We start from the raw sequence: 21808 nt of genomic DNA, 5'->3' as shown, positions 1-21808 counted from the left end.
ATGGAATGCTGGAGGTCTTGCTTCGGGCCTTCACAGGCAATCCTATCCAGCTCGCAGCATAGCGGCTGAACAGTCACGGATATGCAACGAAGGCTTATAAGAACGGCGACGATGGCGGTCTGAGCTTGTTAGCCATGATTTGCTTGTCTTTTAAAGCAGGCGTAAGGGATAAAGAAAAAGGCTTGCAATATCTTCGCACCGGCGTGGCAAAGGCTGAGCAGAACAGCCTCGAGCATCTGGCGCACCTGTTGGTGGAAGGCTTGGAAGTTTCCCAGGACTTTGACAGCGCCTTTAACTATGACGAAAAGGCGGCGAACAGGTACCAGTCAGTCCCCGCAGCGCAGGCCATGCGAGAGCGGGCCGGCGCTTGGGCATGGCCTCCGATGAAGGCAGCGCAGTCGAGATCAATCATGGTTCCGCGGCCAACTGGAATTGCAGAGCCGTCATGAAGGAGGCGGCAACCTTCGCCAACCCTGTTATTGGCCGCAGCGAGCTTGAGCCGATGCCGGCGCGGCCAGTAACGGAGCAACTCGCCATTCTTGATCAATGTCCGAATGAAAATTGGACAAAGGAACTGGCCGATGCGCGCGGCATCCTGAACCGGCAGCTCACGTCCACCATTCAACGCGAATCTGAGCGCCTGTTCAGGGACATGAAAAAGACGAAAAACATCAGCAAGGTGCTGGCCGCGAACAAGTGATTGCACACTGCGCGCCGCGATCCCGAGCAGTCTGAAATACCTTCGTCTGCAGCCATCGGAATCCTGCGCGCACCAGTGTCAATGCGGACGCCGCGCCGGCGAAAATGTGCGCCAGCTTTTCTTGACCGCGTTCTCCCCGCCCTCCGTGCCACGCGCCAGGAAGCCCTTGACATACGCTGCGCTGCCGCCCAGCGCAGGCTGCTTCTGTTCCAAGGTCGTGAGCAGCTTGTCGGCCACAGCGACGTCGTTCAGTTTGCCAAATTCATCTTGCAAACCCGACAGTCGTTTGATAAAGGCACGCATTTTGGCAGAGGGAAAAAGTGACTTGAAAAACTCGCTGGCATAGCGCGTTTTCTTGGCGGCGATGCGGACCCGGTGCGTCTGTTCGTGCGTTGCTCCATCCAGGCACGCGCCGCGCTTGAGTAGTCGCTTGTGGGACTTGGCCAGCGCCTTGCGGGCGAATTCGCCCACCGGCCGGTCCAGCCGGGAAAGGCTGCGCGCATCGGCGTCGTGGCGCCAGGGCGCACCCAGACGCCATTGGGTCAGCGACAGCTGCAGGCGCGCATAGCGCGGCGATGCAACGGCCTCAGCCGCTGCGCGGCGCGCTTGCTCGCTCTCGTTCAATGCTGCCTGCGTCACCTGGGCAATTTGCGGTGCAACGGGATGCGCCTGCGCCAGGTCGGCCAGCGTGGTGTGGGCCAGTACATCCCAGTCGCGCGCCGTGCCCAGCACTTCGGCAAGCCAATCCATTTCAGCGCGCAGCGGCGGCGGCAAGTCGATCAGGTCCGCCACCAGGCCCAGCGCTGCGCGCAGGCGCCGAAATCCCACCCGCATCTGGTGCAAAGCCTCAATGTCGCAATGGGCGACACCGGGGGCATTGGCTTCAATGTGGGTAATGCAGTTGGCCGCAATCTCCGTAAAGGCGTGCTCCACCGTCATTTTTTTCTTGAGTGCTACAAGCGTAGCTTTGCACGCTGGAAAAGCCTGCGGCGCGAGCAAGGCGTAGCCCCGATCGCCCTTGCTCTGCTCGCCAAATGCGAGCGGCACTTCGTCGAAAAGTTCAAGGGCGAGGTCAAACAAACATGCCACCTCGCCCGATTTTAATTCCAGTTCAACTTCGCAGATCGGGACAGAAGCGCCGTTGGCGCTGATTTCGCCCTGGTCGACCGCGCACTCGACGACGTCACCGTGCGGCAGTTGCAACTGAAAAATTGTGCGGCTGATACGCGTCGAAAAGACGGGGGAAAGCCGGCGCTTCAATTGGCAGGAGTGCAGTAGCGAATGCACCGCGCCATTGCCGGCCTTGTCCAGTTTGCGCAGCAGGGCCAGCGATGGCCGGTTTCCCTTGACCGGCGACTCGAACTCCTCGCGGCTGTGCAAACCCGCGACAGCGCCGTTGCCGACCTTAAACGTTTGCAGGTAGTTGCCGCCGCTCTTGCGCAAGCGCAGCGAGGCATGGCGCGAACGCAGATCGTAGCCGGGGGTGTCGTAATAGGTGTCTGCGATGACGTGTTCGACCGCTGGCGCAGTGGCGTACTTTTGCAGCAAGGGGCTGTTGAGCAGCGTGGCCAAGTCTTCGTGGCGTGCCAATAACTTGATTTCGTTTTCCATGGTTTCTCCGTGGTGGTCTAGTCCGATTCTAAGCCGGTCCCCGCCATGTCGGCGCGATCATGCGGTCCAATGGCGCGCTGCAATCCTATTTCACCTCGTCAATCTCTCCTGCGCTTTCTCATCAACAAAAACGGAACAAAGGTCGAACCATGCGATCTCACCATTAGCAGCATTCCCCGTTTTTACTTGCCAGGAGGCCAAGCAATGCCCATCGATGCACACTGTTTTGCACCACCAAGAACCGATTCCTCGCTTACCTTGCACCGGCAACACGACCAATGCGAGCACAAGATGGCAACCCAGGTACCAACGCGCAAAGAGGTGCGCACGCTGCCGGTCAAGGACCTGCGCGCGATGCTGATCGCCTGGATGGTCCATAGCCCTGCTGAACTTGTTCCCACCAGTGGCCAAATTCACGCAGTGCTCGACATCCTCCTGCAGCGGGACGACGCGCGCGCGCTGGGCGAGTTGCAGACTTTGTGCCGCAACTACATCGAAGGCGCCTGAAGCGGCCAGCTACGTGGCGGCCCCCGCCGTGACGAGGGTGCAGCCGTCACGGTTGTAGCGCGCAGTTACTGCATTCAAGCTGTCGTCTTGGCGTGCCTCGCGCGCGCCTTGTCTGCCGCCTGGAATGCGGTTTTATATTGTTTCCAGTCGGCGAAGACTTGCTTGCGATAGCCCTGCGCATAGGCCAGTAGCGCATGGCGCCAGGCCTTGGCGTTACCGGCGTAAGCAATCAAGGCCTCGGCATCGGCCGCACCCTGGCGTCCGGCGGCGCGCAACTGTCCCCAAGCCAGTACTTCACCCATGTTGCGCATCACTCCCTCAAGGCGCTGCGGCTTTCCACCCCACATGTCGAGCGCCAGCCGGTCTTGCGTTGGTAACAGTTCCTGCAGCACATAGGAGCGCGTGCCGATCGTGACCGCCTCGAGCAGTGCCGGTTCGATCGCCTGGCTCAGGCGCCCGACGGTCGCGACGCGCTGCGCTTCGCTCTCCCAAGCCGGTTGCCGGGCGGGCAAAAAAGGGGTCAGGGCTGATGCAGGGGTGTACTTCAGATCCAGCAAAAAGTTGCCTGCCGACCCGCCCCGGCCACGGACCAGAATCACGTAGCGCTCCAGCCCCAGGCTACCGGTGCCGGCGATGCGCCGTGCAACGTCGAGCACTTTGTAAAACGCAGGCACTGCTTGGCGTTGCGCATAGCCGGTCATGAAGGTCCTTACTTTGTCCCGCTCGTCTTTGGTGACAGGCAAGGATTTTCCCTCGATCAGACGCAACTTGCGCTTTCCCCCAATCAGCTTGGTGCGCTTGTCCAGAAAATCGGCACGACTGCGCGCTTTTACACTCAGTAAAAGTTGCCTCACCATGCCGGTCGCCAAGGGCCGCTCGATCCAGCGCGCCTTGCCCGTAGCAAGTGCGCCAACGTAAGCATCAAGAAAACGGTTGCACAAACCGGTAGCCACGCTGGAATTGACCTCCAGTGCGTCTGCTGCGACCAGCACGCTGACCAAAAAACGGGCCAGTTCCCAGTGCGCCGGCGCCAGCACTGCTTCGCCGAAGTCGTTAATGTCGAAATAGGTCAGCCGGTTATCCCCCTTGTAGCTGCCAAAGTTTTCCAGGTGAAGATCCCCGCTGATCCAGGCCAGCGGCGAGTCGACTTGCGGCAAGGCTTGCGAAAAATCCTGGTAAAACAAGTGGCACGTGCCGCGCAAGAACGAAAACGGGGTCGCTGCCAGCGCCCGGTACTTGAGGCTGACACGCTCTGGCTCACGGTCGGCGTTAAAGGCGGCGACCAGGTGGGCAACATCGCGCTGTGCATACTGATACATTGAAGGGCCTTTCCGGGGAGCCATGTGGGAGTAACAGCCTACACGAGATTCTCACCGCGCTGTTCTATCACCGCAGACCAGCGCGCGACTGCCGTCTTGAGGCGGCGGATTTCAGTCTGGGGCCGGGGATATGACAAGCCGTCATCAAGTTGTCACATTGCAACTTTACACTCTGGATTTCCCATCCGGAGTTGCCGTGTCCATTCGCTTTTCCACCTTGCTCGCCGGTTTAGGCCTCGGCCTCGCCCTCGCCATGTGCCCGCTCGCTCACGCGGGCAAAGCCGTGATCGTCGCCCAGTCGATTGACCTGTCCGGTCCGAACGGCAGCATCGGCCGCGATTACGTGGCGGGCATCACCACCTACTTTGACAGCGTCAACCAGAAAGGCGGCATCAACGGACGCAAGGTCCAGTACCTGGTGCGCGACGACCATGGCGTCGCTGCTGAAGCGGCCGCCAACGTCACCGCCCTGATCAAGGACGACCATGCCGACTACCTGCTCGGCGCCATTGGCAACGACGCCACCCGGGCCATTGCCGCCGCCCCCGCCTTTGCCCAGTCGCACCACGTGCTGTTCGCTCCGCTGGCCGATTCGTCGGCCAGCAGCGACGCCCGCGTCGTATTCTGGCGCCCGAGCATCGAGAGCGAACTGCTGTTCCTGCTGTCCTACTTTGAAAAACTCGGCGTCAAACAAGTCGGCATCGCGCTGCAAGCCTCGCCCCAGAACAACCGCGCCTTTCAGTTCCTCTCGGCTGAAATGCACAAGCGCCGCATGACGCTGTCGGGCGTGGCCAACATCGTGCCCAACAAGAAGGGCCTGCAGCAGGAAGCGCTGCGCCTGAGCCAGGCCGGTGCCAAGCTGGTGATCTCGATCGGCGACACCATCGGCTCGGCCCAGTTCCTGCGCGCCTTCCGTGCCTATGATGCGGCCACCTTCGTCGCTGGTACCTCGCTGATCAACCTGACGACGCTAAGCGAAATCGCCGGCGCCCGCGCCACCGAATTTACCGTGTTCTCGCAAGTGGTCCCCAATCCGTCGAGTACGGTGTCGGCGCTGCAGTCCGAACACGTCGAAATGATGAAACGTTTTCGCGACGAACCCGTCTCGTCGGTCACGCTGGAAGGCTTCGCAGTGGCCAAAACGCTGGTGCGGATGATGAAGCCGGACCCGCTCGCCCTCCCGGCAAGCCGCACCCCCATCGACCTGGGCGGCATGACGGTCGTGTCGGCCCAGGGCGGCCAGAACCTGTCGCGCTACGTCGACATCGCCCTCTTCAAGCGCGGCGGCGGGCTGATGTTTTAGCGCATGTTGCCAGAATTCCACACCGATGCACCAGCCTGATGCATCGGTGTGGAATATCGGCGCTTCGTGTTGGTATTTATGCTGTGCGGGTGCATTATTGTATTCAATCAATTTCTATTTTGAGTAAGCCGTACCCACCCACAGGATAAGCAACATGAGACTGGCCAATATGAAAATTGCCGCGCGCCTGGCGCTGCTCGGCGCAATTTTTTTCATCGCTTTAGTCGGCGTGGGGGTGGGCGGCGCCACTGCGCTGAGCCAGGCCAACGCCAACAACCTGGCCGACATGCAGCAGTTGGCCCTGTCCGCCGACGCCATCGATACAGCGCGCAGCGCTCAGGTGCACTTCAAGATCCAGGTTCAGGAATGGAAAAACATCCTGTTGCGTGGCAATGACCCGGCCCAACTGGAAAAATATACGGCCTCGTTCAAGAAAAGCGGCGCCGTCACGCGCGCCGAACTGGACAAGGTGAACGCCCTGCTCGCCAAGCTGGGCACCAGCACACCCCTGGTGGCCGAGGCGCTCAGCGCGCATGACGAACTGCAGAAAAATTACCTGACGGCGCTGGAAAAATACGACAGCGCCAATGGCCAGAGCTTCAAGCTCGTCGACGCGCTGGTCAAGGGTATGGATCGTCCGCCTACTGCCAAGATCGACCAGATCGTCGGTTTCATCCAGGACCATGCCAAAAAACTGATCGCTGCCAGCATTGTTTCCAATGCCGAGGCGCAGCGAACCTCGAACCTGCAGATTTCCGCTACCGTCGTCGCGACGCTTGCTGTGCTTGGCGTCATCATGGTGTGGCTGGCGCGCAGCATCACCACGCCGCTGAACGAAGCAGTCGCTATCGCGCGTATCGTCGCCGCCGGCGATTTGTCGACCGATATCACGGTGCGCGGCAGCGACGAAATCGGCACCTTGCTCGCCTCGCTCAAGGAAATGCACGACAGCCTGGCCGACATCGTCGCCAAAGTGCGCGTCGGCACCGATGCCATTGCCGTGGCATCGTCAGAAATCGCGCAGGGGAACCTGGACCTGTCAGTCCGTACCGAGGAGCAAGCCAGCTCGCTTGAAGAAACGGCCTCGGCCATGGAACAGCTGACCAGCACCGTGCGCCAAAATGGCGAGAGCGCGGGCCAGGCCACCAGGCTAGCCGGCACCGCGTCCGTGGTGGCCGCGCGCGGCGGCGAGGCTGTGGCCAACGTCATCGCCACCATGGGTTCAATCAATGACTCGTCCAGGAAGATCGTCGACATTATCGGCGTGATCGACGGCATCGCCTTCCAGACCAATATCCTGGCCCTGAACGCGGCCGTCGAGGCGGCGCGCGCGGGCGAACAGGGGCGCGGCTTTGCGGTCGTGGCGTCCGAAGTGCGCAGCCTGGCGCAGCGCTCGGCGGCGGCGGCCAAGGAAATCAAAACGCTGATCGGCGATTCGGTCGAGCAAGTGGCCGCCGGCAGCATTCTGGTGAGCCAGGCCGGCACCACGATGGATGACGTGGTTGCCAGCGTCAAACGCGTCAATGCCATCATTGCCGATATTTCCGTGGCCAGCGGCGAGCAGAATGTGGGACTGGACCAGATCAGCCAGGCCATCGCGCAGATGGATGCCGTGACCCAGCAAAATGCCGCGCTGGTGGAGCAAGCCGCTGCCGCGGCCGAATCGATGAAGCACCAGGCCGCCAGCCTGAAGGAAGCGGTCAGCGTGTTCAAGATTCACGAGCGTTATGTGGCGCCAGTGCCCACGCCCCTTGGCGCCGCCGCGCGCCGGCGCGCGCCGCTGCGCCGCGCTGCGCTGCGCGCGCCCGCGCCCCAAGAGCAGGAATGGGAAGAACTGTAGGGCGATCCGCGCGGCCGCTGTTGCGCCCTCACCTGCTGCGGCTGCCGCGTTTGCGCTACATCAACCCAGCGCGCCGCTGTCATCGTCCTGTCACTACGGCGCCCTAGTATCGGGAGGCATTACCCCCTCTGCAGCGAGACCACCATGCCACGTTTTCCCCGCGTCGCTTTTCCCCGCGTCGCTTTTTCCCGCGTTGATATCCCCCGCCTCTCCATCCTGCTCGCCGCGCTGGGGGCTTGCACCATCGTTGCCCTGTACGCCGGCGCGGGCAGCGCCAAACCAATGGCCCAATGGAATATGCTCGACATCGCCGCCGAAGGCAGCATAGCGCTGATGGCCTGCGCCTGGTTCGTCATTGTGCTACGCAGCCGCCCCCAGGGGCGTGCCACTACGCTGCTCGCCTGCGGTCTGGCGGGCCTGATGCTGGGCACGCTGGCACACTGCATGGACGCGCTGTTCAGCGTCGCAGTTGGTCAACATTGGCACCACCTGGTCGACAGCGGCATCACCCTTGCCGGCATGGCGGGCCTGACCTGGGGCCTGCTGTCGTGGCGCAAGGAACAGTTGAGGGTGTCCGAGCATACGCAAAAGCGCGAACATCTATTTCGCGGCCACCGCTCGTTCGACCACCTGACACAGGTGGCAGACGCCGACTACCTGCGCGATCAACTAAGCATCGCGTACGCCAGCGGCAAAGGCGACTGCAGCATCCTGATGCTCGATATCGACAGCTTCCACCTCGTCAACCGGGACTACGGCCAGCGCGAAGGCGACCGGGTGCTGCAGGCTGTTACCCACGTCCTGCTGCTCAACCTGCGCAGCACCGATTTGCTGTGCCGCTACGCCGGCGACCGCTTCGCCGTGCTGTTGCCGCACACCCCCGCCGACATCGTGCAAGCGTTGGGGCACCAGCTGCGGCGCGCCGTCGGCAGCCTGCGCCACCACACGCAGCACAGCGGCCAGCCGCTCATGCCTACCGTGCGCTACACGTTTCGCAGCGTCGATGCCGAGCCGCGCCAACTGCTCAAGGAACTGAACCGGTCGCTGGAGCGGCGCATGCCGTACCAGCAAGGATCTGACGACGCGAGCGGTGTTGCGGTCGCCATTTGACGCACCACGGCGGCTTCAAAGTTCGGCACTGTCAATGGTCTTCGGCGCGCGCCTCCACGCGCCGCTTGTACAGCGCGCGCACATGCTTTCCGACAAGCACGGGAAGATAGTCGACAACCGCGGCGCCAGCTGCCATGCGCAGCAACTCGCACTGGTACACGCCCGCGATTTCCTCGAACGGCCTGCCCACCTCATCGCAAATGGCCTGGATGCTCGCTACGTGCCGCTGCAGGGTTGATGCGCTACGCTCCACGGGCAACAAGTGCGTGGCCCGCCTCCCATCCGCCATGATCGGCATCATCGCAGCCTCCAGAACTTATGCTCGTTAGTCGTAAGAGCGTTTTTCAAGCGCCTTGGTTCAACTGAGCTGCCAAAACTTCAGACGGCCTGAGCAATTTGCACCCGTTCCGTCCCACCGGCGCGCTGCGGAGTCGTCCTTGCCGCGCTCGGCAATTGCGCATGTCATTTGTCTGTCATGTCGATTAGTTAATATTCACTGCGAGCACAGGAGAGCCCACATGGACCAACCATCTTTATCTGTTCCGGGCCGCCTGCGGCTGCGGTTCACGCAACTCAAGCAGCAAACAGCACAGCTCGACAGCATGGCGGCCGCGCTGCACGCCATCGACGGCGTGCAGGCGGTGGAAACCAACGCGCCGTCTGGCAGCCTGCTGATCAACTACGCAGCGGCCAGCGGCAAGACGACGCAGTTCTGGGATCAGGTGGAAGCGGTGCTGCTGGCACACCAGTTGCTGCTCGACCCGCGTCCGCTGGGACGCCAGCGCCAGGACGGCCCGGGCGACAATGGTGGCCGGGGCGAGCACCCCGCCACGCCGGCCACCAGATCGGCCACATGCATTGGCACGGACAGCGACTTGCTGCCCCCGGCCCGCCAGCACCAGCGCAAAGCGGCGCCCCGTCGGCCCCTGCGGCAGGCCGCCGCCTTGTGCTCGTTTGCACTACTGGCGGCGATGCTGGCGTGAACGGTGAGCAATGAAAGCGGAGCGCTTGCCTGGCCTGACGGCCAGCGCTGCGGCAAGGCTTGACAAGTCAAGCCTTGCCGGCCCGCACGACCAGCTTACTTTGCCATCTTGTGCAATGCGCCGCCCTGCTGCACAAAGCCCGGCAAGTCTGCCGCATCGACCGCAAATACAAAGAATAGGTTTGGATTGTCCTTGCCCGCCGGATGGCCCGTATCGGTGACGGTGCCGATAAAGTCATTGTCGTTCGACATGAACAGCGTATGTTTGGCAACGCCGCCAACCGTCACGTCCGGTCCAAACGCCAGGCCCTCCAGCTTGGCGGGAATGTCGCGCACGGCCACGCCGGCAGCGCTGAGCGAGTGCACCACGTCGAGAAACAAGGATTTGCCTACCGCATAACGCGCCAGGTTGGCGTTGCCCGCCACGCCGTCGACTACGGGCGCGCTGGCCAGATCGATGCGATAGATCATTTTATAGACGGCCTTGGAGTCGTCGCCCAAGCCTTTGCCGTCACGCTCGTCGACCAGGAATTCGTGGTCGTTGATCGCCACGATGTCGCTCACGGTGGGATACTTCGGCTTGGCGGCGGTGCCGATGTTGGTCAATGGATAGGCATGCTGGAGCACGGCGCCGGTGCCGATATCGATGGTGACGATGCGCGTATAGCCCCCGCCCACGCCGCCGTCCTGGGCCAGCGGACTTTGCATGATGCCGACCAGTTTCTTGCCGTCCGGCGTAATGGCCAGGCCTTCCATGCCCTTGTTGGCCACCCGGCCCATCAGATTGCTGGCAATTTCAGTGTCGCCCTGGGCGCTGAGGTGATTGACCGCAAACTCTGCCGGCAGCGCGAACACGCGCTGGCGTTTGCCGGTCTGTCGGTGAAATTCATAGACGTAGGGACCGTATTCGTCGCTGATGTAGACATGCTGGCCGTCGTTTGACAAGCGCACGCCTTCCGGATCGAAACGGCCATTGCCGGCATGGGTGGAGGCACGCGCCGGATCGAAATTATCGGAGCGGCCACTGAAGTAGTAGCCCTTGTGCTTGCGGTTCAGCGCAGGGGCGCCGCCATCAGCATAGAACAGCGGTGTTTTGCTCGACAGCAGCGTGGTCTCGAGCAGGGTCGCACTGAGCGTGAACGGTAAAGCGGCCCCGGGGGCGCTGGCCTTGAGCGCCAGGCTGAGCGTGTGGAAACGTGGAATGTAGGACGTGGTGTGGTCGACCGCGCCGTTGTACGGATTGGCATTCGGGCCGCGGTCCGGCACCGCAATAAAACGCTCGCCTCCGGCATACGCCAGGCCCGAGCCGACGCCGCCCAGCAAGTTGCCGGCGACGCCGCTTTCCAGCAGGCCGGCAGTGGCGCTCGCGCGGTCGGCGCCATGGCCGTTGATGCTGCCGATGGCGATCAGTTGGACGCCGGCCTGCGCGGCCGGCATGGAAAACAGTGCCGCGAGCAGCGCCGCTAGCAAGGGAGTAATTTTCACGGAGCATCCTCATCAAGTTGGAGCTTCATGCTAGCGCTGCCGTGTGACGGGGCAATTACAAAACGATATCGAAATGGGAGGGGCCGGCGGAGAAAAAATTCCCGCGCCGAGCGGCGCGGGAAAAGGGGGAGCGTGCTACATACCCGTGAAGACAGGAGCAATGATGACAAAGAGATGTGACGGCGAAATGACCGCGAAGAAAAATTTTTATCCGCTTGCCGCTGTCATTTGCGCGTCATAGAAAGTGCTTAACATCGTCGTGTTGGAAAGCGCCGCATCCTGGCGCGCCGACAGCTTTGTCCGGTCGGCTCAAGTATCGGCACCAGATTCGCAAGTGGAGGATTCGATGACGCGTGAAAATAATTTCCGCACCGACCAGAACACGGCCGAACACATCGCGGAAGCACTCAAACTACAGGCCCAATACGGCTTTGACTATGCCAAGCGGCATGTAATGTCCCTCGGCGTCGCGTCCCAGCTGGCATTGCGCATGCTGGCCATCGGCTACCAGCGGCGCGCGCGCACCAGCGCCACCGGCACGCGAGGGAGTGCCTGATGCCCAGCAAATCGTTTGCCATTGGCAGCGTCGTCTTCGGGCTCCTCTGGGCCACTTTCTTCTATCCGCCCGGTCCCAAGCGCATCAAGCCGCTGGTCGTCGTGCAACAGATCGCGCAGGCGCGTTAGCCAGATCGCGCAGGCGCGTTAGCGCCACCTTGCCGTGTCATGGGCGCGTCATACGGGCGCGCTAAGATTGCCGCGCCGGCCCTGTCCGGTTCCTTCGCACGTCCCTCACTCTTTCAACAAAAATACAACGACCTCAATGACATTTACCCTTTCCCGGCTTTCTCTCGGCGCCTTCCTGTTGGCGGCCAGTTTCAGCGCCAGTGCCGCCCTGCCCGCCCAGCCTAAACTGGTGGTCGTCCTGGTCGTCGACGGCCTGCCCAACGAGCAAGTGCAGCGTTACCGCGAGCAGTTCTCGGCGGGTGGCTTCAACCGCCTGCTGCGCCAGGGCGCCTCGTACAGCAACGCACACCAGGCCCATGGCGTGACCGTCACTGCGGTCGGCCACGCGGCGATCCTGACGGGCGCCTACCCCTACCAGCACGGCGTGATCGGCAATAACTGGATCGATCCCGCGACCCGCAAACCGGTGTACTGCACCGAAGACACTGCCTACACCTATCTGGGCGAAGACACCAAGCCGGCCGACGGCACTTCGCCGTCGAAGCTGAAGGTGGGCACGCTGGGCGACGAAATGCGCTATGCGAGCGGCAACCGCGCCAAGGTGATTGCCGTGTCCGGCAAGGACCGCGGCGCGATCCTGCTGGCCGGCAAAAGCGGCACCGCCTACATGTATATGGAAAAAAGCGGCAACTTTGCCAGCAGCAGCTATTACATGGCTGCGCACCCAGAATGGGTCCAGCACTACCAGCAAGCCAAAGGGCAGGACCGCTACTACGGCAAATCGTGGACGCCGCTGTTGGCCGACAGCGCCTACGCGCAAGACGCCGACGACGCGCTGTATGCCGGCATTGAAGGCGTAGGCCAGCGCTTTCGATTCACGCACTACAGCGAAACGGGCAGCATCGATGCCGACTACTACACGCGCCTGAAAACCACGCCCGTCCTCGATGAATTGACGCTGGCGTTTGCGCGCGCCGCCATCGAAGGCGAAAACCTGGGCCGCAACAGCGCCGGCGTGGCCGACCTGCTGGCCGTGAGCTTGTCCGCCCATGACTACATCAACCACGCCTTCGGCCCCGAGAGCAAAATGTCGCACGACCACCTGCAGCGGCTGGACCGCATGCTGGCCGGTTTTTTCGACTACCTCGATCAGCGCGTAGGCGCGGGCAATGTGCTGGTGGTCCTGACCGCCGACCATGGTTTTCCGAATACGCCGGAGTTTGCCAAAGCGGCGCATCTGGACGCGGGCCGCATCGACGGCGACAAACTGGCCGCCGTCCTCGACGCCCATTTAACTGCCACGCACGGGGTGGCAAAACTGGTGGCGGCAACGTCGCTGCCGAACATTCACCTCGACTATGCGCTGGCCGCCAAGGCGGGCTTGCGGCGCGACGAGCTGGAACACAGTGCCGCCCGTTTCCTGCTGGGCCAGGCTGGCGTGGCCGAGGTGTTCACTCGCACCGAGTTCGAAGCCGGCCTGCCTGCCACGCGCCTGGCAACGCTGATGCAGCGCGCGTGGAACCGCCAACTGTCGGGCGACCTGATGTTGGTGACCAAGCCATACTGGCACTTTAGCGGGGGCAAGAGCCTCACCTCGCACGGCTCGCCCTACGCCTACGACACGAATGTCCCGCTGCTGCTGATGGGACCGCAATGGATCCGCCCGGGCAGCCAGGCGTCGTACGCCGAGGTGGTGGACATTGCGCCAACGCTGGCGCACCTGCTGCGCCTGCGCCCGCCTGCGGCCTCCGAAGGCCGGGTACTGACCGAAGCGCTGCGCTAGTGTCCTGAGTTGAAAGTTCGTTGCTTATAAATGTTCCGAAATCGCCGAGAGACAAGGAACAAAAGCGGAGCAAGGCCGAGGCCTTGCGAGCATTTTTGACGCAGTATCGCGGCGATTTTCGGGATATTTATTCAACGAACTTACAACTCAAGACACTAGCAGCCTGCCGGATGGAACGGGGCGGGCCTGCCCTGCCCATGTCAGGACACTAAGCGCCGTGCATGCGGAAAAACTGCATGCTGGTGGTCAAGCCCTCGGCCTGTTCCTGCAAGGCTGCCGCTGCGGCGGCGGCCTGCTCCACCAGTGCGGCATTTTGCTGGGTAACGGCGTCCATGTCGGCAATCGCCTTATTGACCTCGACAATACTGCGTTCCTGCTCTACGCCGGCCGCGCTGATGCCGGCCATGATGGCGCTCACGTCGGCAATACTGCGCACAATATCGGCCATGGTGACGCCGGCCGATTCGGCCAGCACGGCGCCGTGCGCAATCCGCTGGGTCGAGTCGGCAATCAATTGCTTGATCTCGCGCGCGGCGAGCGCCGAGCGCTGCGCCAGCGCGCGCACTTCGATCGCCACGACGGCAAAGCCGCGCCCGTGTTCCCCTGCGCGCGCCGCCTCCACTGCGGCATTGAGCGCCAGGATGTTGGTCTGGAAGGCGATGCCGTCGATCACGCCGGTGATATCGGCAATTTCCTTGCCGTAGACATGGATCGTTTGCATCGTGCTGATCACTTCGGCCACCACCTGCCCGCCCTTGCGCGCAATGGCCGAGGTTGACAGCACCAGCGCATCGCCGCCGCGCGCATTGCTGCTGTTGCTCTTGACCACGCTCGTCAGTACTTCCATCGACGCTGCCGTTTGCTGCAAGGCGCCGGCCTGGCGCTCGGTGCGGTCCGACAGATCCAGGTTTCCTGCCGCGATTTCGCGCGCGGCCTGGTCCACCGCGTGCGCTCCGCCATGCACGCTGCCCACGATCGCGGCCAGGGTCCCCGTCATCGCACCCAAGGCATCGAACAGCTGGCCAATCTCGTCTTGCCGGTCGTGTGCGATCGCCATGCCGAGCTCGCCCGCAGCGACTTTGCCTGCCAGCTGAACGGCCCGGCGCAGCGGCGGCGCAATGCTTGCCGTCAGCATCCAAGCCAGCAGCGCGCCGATCGCCACCGCCGCCATCCCCATGCCGAGCAGCACGGTGCGGCTGTCGGCAAACTGGATGGCCGTGGTGGCGCCCAGGGCGCGCGCCTGCTGCGACTGGTGCTTGAGCGCCGCTGCGGTCGCCTCCACGTACGCCGCGTAGGCCGGCTGCATTTTCTCGACAATCAACGCTTCGACTTCCCCCGTCCTGCCCTGGTCTTTCCAGGCGAACACTTGAACGCGCAGCGCCAGGTAGGCATTGGCGCGCTCGGCCGCAGTGCGTAGCAGCGCCTGCTCTTGCGCGCTGCGCGGCATGGCCGCCAGCGCCGCGCTGGTCTGCCCTTGCAGCCGTTCGCCCTCGGCCAGTTGCAGCTTGAAGTAGTCGCCCAGTTCCACGCTGTCGCTGCGCGCAATCGAGACCGCGCGCACGCCGTTCAGCCGGATCGCGCCCAGCAACTCGGACAGGAGCAGCTGCTTGGCCAGGCTGTCGTTGACCAGGCGCGCCATGGCCTGCTCGGCGCCGTGCTGGCGCCACAGCGAGATCGTGGTCATACCGATCATAATGACCAGCACCACGGCAAAAGACGAGAACACGCGCATGCCGGTGGTAATGCGAACAATTTTCATAAGGAATGTGGAAATAGAGGGAGGTAAAGGGCGTTCAGTGCTGGAACAGGAAGCGCTGCGTCATCAGGGCGGCCATGGCGTCGGCCGGTGCGGGCCGCGCCACGTAGTAGCCCTGCACCTCGTTGCATGCCAGTTCCTGCAAGATGGCCAGCTGGGCGGCGGTCTCCACGCCTTCGGCCACCACCGTCATGCCGAGCGCATGCGCCATCGACACGATCGCCTGGAAGAACACCTTGCCTTCGCGCGACTGGCCCAGTTCGGCGGTAAAGGCCCGGTCGACCTTGAGCACATCCATGCGCAGCTTTTGCAACTGCGACAGCGACGAGTAGCCGGTGCCGAAATCGTCCACGTGCAGCTTGACGCCGAGTGCGCGAATGGCGTCGAGCTGGGCGATGATGTCGTGCTGCTCGCCCATCATGGCCGACTCGGTGATTTCAACTTCCAGCAGCGCCGGCGCGACCGTATGGCGCACCAGGCACTGCGCCAGTTGCGCGCTCACTTCGCCGTGCGCGAACTGTCTGGGCGACACATTGATCGAGACCGGCACCAGCGCCAGGCCGGCGCGGCGCCACTCGTCGATCTGCGCGCATGCCTTGTCCATCACGATTTCGCCAATTTGCAAGATCAGGCCGCTGGACTCGGCCAGCGGGATGAAGTCGAGCGGCGCGATCATGCCGTGCTCGGGATGGATCCAGCGCAGCAGCGCTTCCATGCTGCACAGTTCCCCCGTCAGCGCATCCACGCGCGGCTGGTAGTACAGCACGAACTGGTCGAGCGCAATCGCGTCGAGCAAGCTTTGCTTGAGCTGCAGGCGCCCTTGCAAGGTGCGCGAGAGCGAAGCATCGTAAAAGCGGTACTGCCCTTTTCCCTCGGCCCTGGCGGCGTCCTTGGCAATGTCGGCGTGACGGATCAACTCGCTGCTTTCGGTCCCGTCGCGCGGGTAGACGCTGATGCCCACGCTCGCGCCGATCATGGCGCGCACGCTTTGCAGGGCAAATGGCGCGGCAAAGGCGCTCACGATGCGCGCCGCCACGCGCGCGCTGTGCACGTCGCCTTCGGTTGGCATCAGCAGCACCACGAATTCGTCGCCGCCAAAGCGCACCACCACGTCTTCGGGCCGCAGCAGGGATTTGAGGCGTTGGGCGCTGGCCTTGAGCAATTGGTCGCCGACCTGGTGGCCGTGGGTGTCGTTGACATGCTTGAAGTCGTTCAAGTCCAGGAACAACAGCGCCACTTCGCCGGACGCCTTGGCCAGCGCGGGCGGCAAGAAGTGCGTCAGCCATTGGCGGTTGGGCAGGCCGGTCAGCGCATCTTCGTTGGACAGGCGGCTCAGTTCGGCCAGGTGCGACTTGCGTTCGCTGATGTCGCGCAGCGTGATGGCCAGGCCGCTGCCGACCCGCACAATCCGGCGGTGGCCCCAGGCAACGTTGCCGTTGGCGCGTTCCGGCATCTGGCGTTCGTCTTCGTGAAAGCCGTGCTCCATGGCCGCCAGGTAGGCGCTGAACAGGTCGCCGCCGGGCAGTTCGCTGCCGGCCGCGCCGCGCTGCAGCTGCGACAGGCGCTTGCCGATCAGTGCCGTGCGCGCGACACCGTAAAAACGTGCGCCGCGCTCGTTGCAATCGACAATCTCGAAGTCGCGGATCGCACCATTCCGGTCGCGCACCGGCGCGGCGATGTAAAACCCGTCGTTGGCGCCTTCGGTGGCGGCGCGGTACGCCTTGCGCACGCTTTCCTGTGCGCTGTAGCGGTCTGCCGCGCGGCGCGACAGCAAGGCTGCCAGCAGCGCAAACAGCAGCAACGCGAAGGTGACGATGATGCTGTCGTTGCGCGCTTGTAGCCAGGCCTCGCCCGCCGGGGCCATGACGGCGGCCAGCGGGATGGCGACCAGGCCGGCGACGGGATAGACCTTCGATTGGCTCCAGCCGAGCAGCCGCGCCTTGCCGTCGGCAAAGGCGCGCTCGCCCTGCATCACGGCCGCTCCGCTGGCGACGCCGCGGGCAAGCGTGCTCGCGCTTGCCGGCAACAGCGCGCCGCCGTCCTGCTCGGCGCGCCAAGCCGCCTCCAGGGCCACCACGGCGACACTGCCGCCGGCGCCGAGCGCGGTGGGCATGTAAAAATTGGTAAAGTAGTCGGCCCGCACCAGCATGATGACGACGCCGGCAAATTCATTGTCGGGCGTGTCGAGGCGGCGGCTGAACAGCACCAGCGACTGCGCCGCACCCGCTTCCGGTGCGTCGATCCGCATGGCGCTGCTGTTGTTGCCCTTATGGTAGTCGATGAGGGCCCCGAGTCGGGCCAGCTTGCTGCATCCCTGCGCGCGTACGGCCGCGCCGATCCGCCCTGCCGCGTCGCTGATCGCCACGCAGCCAAAAGCATCGTCGTGAAACATGCCGTCGCGCACCAGCTGGCTCAGGTCGAGCTTGCCGCCGGATTGCTCCCAGCTTTGGCGCAACTGCATCGACACCTGGTCCATCTGGGCCACCGAGCGCGTGATGTACTGTTCATAAGCCTGGGCCGTTGACAGCACCACGTCGCGCCCGTGCTGCTGGGCAGCCTCGCGCACCTCGCCGCTACGGCGCACCGCCCCCACCCACATTGCAGCGATCAATAGCAGCGCCAGCAACGGCCAGATGAGCACGCCCGTCCAGCGCGCCAGCCATCTGCGCGTTTGCTTGCCAATACTCATTCCCTACCGCCCGATTTAGTTGCTTTTTTGCTAGCATTTGTTTCTTCTTATAAAGATGAATGCTAACAGTCAACTATGTCAGCTTGATGACACGGTGACGCCGTCGATCAGCATCCATGGCATGTGCATCGCGCCCGAGACATTTTCTGCCTCCGACGAGACCGCCAGGACGTGCTGCAGGACGTGAAACACGTTTCCGGCAATCAGCGCCCCGCTGACACAGCCCTGGTCCTGCCCGTTCCGGTACAGGCGGCTCGACTTGGCGACGCCGGAAAAATCACCCTTCAGCGGGTCGATATTGCCCGAGAACCGGTCGACCATCAGCAATACGGGTTGCGCACTTTTCATGGTCTCCAGGTCGCCGTCTCCGGGTGCGCAGACCAGTGCAAAAGGTCCGCCTGCACTGGCGCAAGAGCTGCTTCCGAGGCGATTGGCCGTGTAGCAGTCAAGGCCGTGCGCGACCAGCTGGCCCGCCACAAGCAGCGCGAGCGGCTGCGTCGGACAGCCGTCGCGGTCGAACCCGGTCGCGCCGGTGAACCGCTCGTCGTGAGGCTGGTCGGACAGGTGCAAGAGCCTGGAGACGACCTGTGCGCCCAGCTTGTTTGCCCATTGGCTCTTGCCGTCCACGATACTGGTACCGGCCAGGTGATACCAGATGGTGTCCATGAGAAGCTGTTGCACGGCGCGCGGCGAGAGCAGCACCGCGCCGGCATATGCAGGCGCCTTGGCCGCTCCGAGATTGCCCAGCACTCTCTCGCAGAACAGGTCGCAGGCCTGCAGGGCCGTGTTCAGGGCGTTATCAAGGCCAAACACGGCGCGCCTTTCATAGTCAAAGCCGCTCACCAGATCGTGCTCGAGCGCCAAGCCCATGAGGTTCCAGCGCAGCGACGTTTGCCATTCCGACTGCGCCACACCCAGGCTGTTATAGAGGCCGCGCCATTGGCACGCGACGCCGACCTCCAGGCGGTCGATCGAGATGCGCGCGTCGCGCGTGAGCCGCTGGTACACGGCCTGGGCAAATTCATGCACGCCGGCGAGGGGCATGGCGCTGAGCGCCTGATCCCACAGGAACGGCAATTGCTCGACCGGCGGCGCTTGTCTGGCGTCGGGCATCAGTAAAAAGGGGTCGGCGACGGAAAATTGCGCCAGCGCCAGCGCGTCGTGCGCGCACCGGCCCACGCCTTCGCTGCACAGCAAATTGGTCGAGGCCGCCCCTTTTTTTTGCCCCTTGTGAACCATGATATCGATGTATTGGGAGTTCGCCGTCGCGGCCAAGGCAAACTCCTTGTTCGCCACGACCAGGCGCTGGTCGCTGGTGCACCGCGCGGCCACCTTGACCCGGTCGGCGCCGTGCCACAGCGCGTACGCGAGTGCGTCGTCGGCTGCGGCGCGCAGTTCTTGAAACGGCAACGCCTGCGTGTCCGGCGCTGTCATGCCCGCCCGCCGACATTCATTTCGCAGCGCAGGTACGGCCCGCCCGCGTCGACCTTGGCGCGCTGCCCCTTGCCGCAGTGCCCCATGCCGAGATCCCAACGAAAATCCGAACTGACCGCATCCACACTTTTCAAGACGTCGAACGCCATGCCCGAGACGCTCGCCCCCTGCAGCAGCGCACTTTTTCTGCCGTTTTTTATTTCCCAGACATGGTCGCAGCCGAACATGAATTCGCCGTTGGTATCGGCCTGGCCGTTCCCGGCGCCTTCGAGCAGATAACCGTCGTTTATGCCGGCTATCATGTCCGCCAGGCACGTCGTCCCGGGCGCGATATACGTGTTGCGCATCCGAATCAAGGGCTCGTCCGAATACAGCCATGCCCTGGCGTTTCCTGCCGGCCGGACCCCGAACCGGGCGGCGCTCTCGCGGCTGTGCAAATAGTTTTCCAGCATGCCCGAGCGGATGATAACGGTCGCTTCCGTTTCTACCCCCTCGTCGTCAAACGGCAGGCTGCCCATCGCCCCGGCCGACCCATAGTCGTCACCGGTATCGGCCATCGTGACGAGCGCACTGGCCACTTGCTGGCCAATCTTGCCCGCAGCCACGCTGCCAGACGCGACCAGGTCGGCCTCGACGGTATGCCCGACGGCTTCGTGGCACAGCAGTCCCACCAGTGCGGGAGCGAGGATCACCGATTGACGGCCCGGCTCGGGATGCCTGGCGTCGAGCAGCGCGACGGCGGTGCTGGCGACGTCTTCGATCGCGCTCTCGAGCGAAGGATGGTGAAACAGCCTGGACCAGTCGCCATTGACGCCCGCCGCGCTGGTGCTGGTGGCGCGCCGGCCATGCCGCTGCGCGATCGCCGCCAGCGCCAGTTCGCACTGCGCCATGCGCAAGCTGCAATTGGCGCCGTCGGACGTGACGATGGCCTTTTCCTCCAGATACTCCGTGTAGCGCACCTCGGCCGACTGCAACCGCGCCGAGGCGCCGGCCAGGCGGCGTTCGAGGTCGATCATCTCGCCGAGCTTGTCGGCCAGGCCCATGGACGCCAGTTCCACGAAACCGCTGCCCACAAAGTCGCGGGTGGACAGCCTGGCCTGCGCCAGCACCAGGGGCCGCTTGCCCCGGATACCGAGCAGGAGCGCGGCCGCCTCGCGCGCCTGCGTGATCGCCTGGCACACGCCGCGCTCGCTAACATCCGAGGTCGCCGCCACGCCCCAGGCGCCGTCGATCAGGGTGCGTACACCCACGCCTTCGATCACCGCACGGTCGGCCAGCAGCACGCGCCCTTGCGTCACCTCGAAGGTGCAACTGGTGCGTTTATGCCAGCGCAGTTCAACATAGCCGCTCGCCCCCTGTACCAAGTGCTGCAGCAGACTTTTGGCAGTCATGGCGCTCCCTGAAAAAAATTGGATTGAACAGGCGCTGCGCCCTGCCCTATTCATCAAACACGAACTGCGCATTGAGCACGGTACTTCTGACCAGGCGCTTGGCCACCAGGTCGCCCTTTTCATTGAAGCTGTGTTCGCCCGTTACGCCGTGCCAGCCACGGGTGGCGCGCAACGCGGCGGCGATCTTGGCCGGCTCGCGGCTGTGCGCCGCGTTCATCGCGTGGACCAACAAGTTGACGCCGTCGTAGCCTTGCGCGGCGTGGCTGTCCGGGGGGCGGCCGAAACGCTTGGTATAGCGCTGATTGAAGTTGCGCGTGAGCGGATCGGCGCTGTTTGGATTGAACAGCGTAAAGACCACGGTCTTTTCGAGCTGGCGCCCGCCCAGCTTGAGCAGTTCGACCGAATCGAGTCCGACCCCGGCGAAGATGGGGACCGTGATGCCGGCGTTGCGAATATCGCCGATGATTTGCGCCCCTTCCGGCAAGGAACCGGCCAGGAAGATGGCATCGAACTTGTTGAACGAGGCCCAGTCGGCAAAAATGGCCGCGTGGTTGTCGCCATTCTTGTCGTACGAGCGCCGGTCCACTACCTGAATGCCCAGTTCATGGGCACGCTGCTCGAAATAATTGGCCAGGTCGATCCCGTAGTCATTCTTGATATAGTAAATGGCCACGCTCTTGTATCCTTGCCTGCTGGCGTATTCGCCGATCTGGCGTCCCTGGTCGCGATTGCCCGGCAAACTGCGAAATACCAGCTTGTTTTCGCCGTCCGTCACTTTTTGGCCGCTCGCGCCCGGGGTCATCATGACGATCCCGGCCCGCTCATAGATCTGCGAGGCGGGATAGGCGACGTAGGTATTCAAGTGGCCCAGCACGGCGCACACCTCCGGGTCATTGGCAATTTCCTGCGCCGCCAGGCGCCCTTTGGTCAGCGATGATTCGTCGTCCTTGATCACCAGCCTGAGCTTTTTGCCGCCCAACAGCGTGCTGCCCCGGTTGACCTCTTCCAGCGCCATTTGGGCGCCATCGATCAGCGTTCCCTTGGCTGACCGGGTGGGCCAGGCAATGGCCACCACGACTTCAGCGCCCGCTTCAGCCAAATGCTCGGCGCGCAGCTGGGCCGCGGTTTTATTGCTGCACGCGCTCGTCAGGCCGGCGAGCACGAGGGTAAGGACAACGGCAAGTAAGGCAGGTAGGCGGTTTTTCATCGGTGTT

General features: G+C 63.4%; 18 protein-coding genes. 9 read left to right on the top strand and 9 right to left on the bottom strand.

The genetic code is table 11. The features are described 5' to 3' along the window. Positions 1-373 precede the first annotated feature (373 nt). Complete coding sequence (locus ACP7BV_RS24900; protein WP_426107575.1) at positions 374-700, top strand: hypothetical protein; 327 nt, start codon at positions 374-376, stop codon at positions 698-700. A gap of 78 nt (positions 701-778) precedes the next feature. Here the strand turns inward: ACP7BV_RS24900 and ACP7BV_RS24895 are convergent, their stop codons facing one another. Next, complete coding sequence (locus tag ACP7BV_RS24895) at positions 779-2311, bottom strand: CHAD domain-containing protein (RefSeq protein ID WP_426107574.1); 1533 nt, start codon at positions 2309-2311, stop codon at positions 779-781. 291 nt (positions 2312-2602) lie between these two features. Here ACP7BV_RS24895 and ACP7BV_RS24890 point away from each other — a divergent pair, with 291 nt between their 5' ends. After that, the gene (locus tag ACP7BV_RS24890) at positions 2603-2818 is read left to right on the top strand and encodes a hypothetical protein (RefSeq protein ID WP_426107573.1); all 216 of its coding nucleotides are present in this window, start codon (positions 2603-2605) and stop codon (positions 2816-2818) included. A gap of 74 nt (positions 2819-2892) precedes the next feature. On the opposite strand, the gene ACP7BV_RS24885 is transcribed toward ACP7BV_RS24890, so the two are convergent. Further along, on the bottom strand, positions 2893-4137 hold the full coding sequence (locus ACP7BV_RS24885) for a DUF2252 domain-containing protein (protein ID WP_426107572.1): 1245 nt from the start codon (positions 4135-4137) through the stop codon (positions 2893-2895). Positions 4138-4333: 196 nt separating this feature from the next. Between ACP7BV_RS24885 and ACP7BV_RS24880 the strand changes: the two genes are divergently transcribed. The 3 genes from ACP7BV_RS24880 to ACP7BV_RS24870 all read left to right on the top strand — a co-directional run bounded on the left by ACP7BV_RS24880 (position 4334) and on the right by ACP7BV_RS24870 (position 8390). Next, a complete protein-coding gene (locus ACP7BV_RS24880) occupies positions 4334-5440 on the top strand; it encodes an ABC transporter substrate-binding protein (protein ID WP_426107571.1) in 1107 nt (368 codons plus the stop codon). A 154-nt stretch (positions 5441-5594) separates the two neighbouring features. Continuing rightward, complete coding sequence (locus ACP7BV_RS24875; RefSeq protein ID WP_426107570.1) at positions 5595-7280, top strand: methyl-accepting chemotaxis protein; 1686 nt, start codon at positions 5595-5597, stop codon at positions 7278-7280. A 144-nt stretch (positions 7281-7424) separates the two neighbouring features. Continuing rightward, the gene (locus tag ACP7BV_RS24870) at positions 7425-8390 is read left to right on the top strand and encodes a GGDEF domain-containing protein (RefSeq protein WP_426107569.1); all 966 of its coding nucleotides are present in this window, start codon (positions 7425-7427) and stop codon (positions 8388-8390) included. A gap of 31 nt (positions 8391-8421) precedes the next feature. On the opposite strand, the gene ACP7BV_RS24865 is transcribed toward ACP7BV_RS24870, so the two are convergent. Then, positions 8422-8691, bottom strand: coding sequence for a DUF3562 domain-containing protein (locus ACP7BV_RS24865; protein ID WP_426107568.1), 270 nt, complete (start codon positions 8689-8691; stop codon positions 8422-8424). Between the two features lie 217 nt (positions 8692-8908). On the opposite strand from ACP7BV_RS24865, the gene ACP7BV_RS24860 reads away from it, so the two are divergent. Then, complete coding sequence (locus ACP7BV_RS24860; RefSeq protein ID WP_426107567.1) at positions 8909-9373, top strand: HMA2 domain-containing protein; 465 nt, start codon at positions 8909-8911, stop codon at positions 9371-9373. A gap of 95 nt (positions 9374-9468) precedes the next feature. Here ACP7BV_RS24860 and ACP7BV_RS24855 read toward each other — a convergent pair whose 3' ends face one another. Further along, positions 9469-10857: an esterase-like activity of phytase family protein gene (locus tag ACP7BV_RS24855; protein ID WP_426107566.1), complete on the bottom strand. Its 1389-nt coding sequence runs from the start codon at positions 10855-10857 to the stop codon at positions 9469-9471. A gap of 346 nt (positions 10858-11203) precedes the next feature. Here ACP7BV_RS24855 and ACP7BV_RS24850 point away from each other — a divergent pair, with 346 nt between their 5' ends. From ACP7BV_RS24850 to ACP7BV_RS24840, 3 genes are all read left to right on the top strand, one after another. Then, the gene (locus ACP7BV_RS24850) at positions 11204-11413 is read left to right on the top strand and encodes a hypothetical protein (protein ID WP_426107565.1); all 210 of its coding nucleotides are present in this window, start codon (positions 11204-11206) and stop codon (positions 11411-11413) included. After that, positions 11413-11541: a hypothetical protein gene (locus ACP7BV_RS24845; RefSeq protein ID WP_426107564.1), complete on the top strand. Its 129-nt coding sequence runs from the start codon at positions 11413-11415 to the stop codon at positions 11539-11541. Before ACP7BV_RS24850 ends, ACP7BV_RS24845 begins: the two co-directional genes overlap by 1 nt. Before the next feature lie 136 nt (positions 11542-11677). Further along, positions 11678-13324, top strand: a complete 1647-nt coding sequence (locus tag ACP7BV_RS24840) for an alkaline phosphatase family protein (protein WP_426107563.1) — start codon at positions 11678-11680, stop codon at positions 13322-13324. A gap of 208 nt (positions 13325-13532) precedes the next feature. On the opposite strand, the gene ACP7BV_RS24835 is transcribed toward ACP7BV_RS24840, so the two are convergent. The 5 genes from ACP7BV_RS24835 to ACP7BV_RS24815 all read right to left on the bottom strand — a co-directional run bounded on the left by ACP7BV_RS24835 (position 13533) and on the right by ACP7BV_RS24815 (position 21801). Next, a complete protein-coding gene (locus tag ACP7BV_RS24835; RefSeq protein ID WP_426107562.1) occupies positions 13533-15083 on the bottom strand; it encodes a methyl-accepting chemotaxis protein in 1551 nt (516 codons plus the stop codon). Positions 15084-15117: 34 nt separating this feature from the next. Continuing rightward, positions 15118-17769, bottom strand: coding sequence for a bifunctional diguanylate cyclase/phosphodiesterase (locus ACP7BV_RS24830; protein ID WP_426107561.1), 2652 nt, complete (start codon positions 17767-17769; stop codon positions 15118-15120). Between the two features lie 78 nt (positions 17770-17847). Beyond that, positions 17848-19203: a TldD/PmbA family protein gene (locus ACP7BV_RS24825; protein WP_426107560.1), complete on the bottom strand. Its 1356-nt coding sequence runs from the start codon at positions 19201-19203 to the stop codon at positions 17848-17850. Beyond that, on the bottom strand, positions 19200-20594 hold the full coding sequence (locus tag ACP7BV_RS24820) for a TldD/PmbA family protein (protein WP_426107559.1): 1395 nt from the start codon (positions 20592-20594) through the stop codon (positions 19200-19202). Before ACP7BV_RS24820 ends, ACP7BV_RS24825 begins: the two co-directional genes overlap by 4 nt. A gap of 46 nt (positions 20595-20640) precedes the next feature. Further along, positions 20641-21801, bottom strand: a complete 1161-nt coding sequence (locus ACP7BV_RS24815) for an ABC transporter substrate-binding protein (RefSeq protein WP_426107558.1) — start codon at positions 21799-21801, stop codon at positions 20641-20643. Positions 21802-21808: the final 7 nt, after the last annotated feature.

Source organism: Massilia sp. TSP1-1-2 (assembly GCF_049896185.1).
GTDB lineage: Bacteria > Pseudomonadota > Gammaproteobacteria > Burkholderiales > Burkholderiaceae_D > Telluria_A.
Note: the sequence above shows the minus strand (reverse complement) of the source record. Positions and strands in the feature narration are given on the sequence as shown.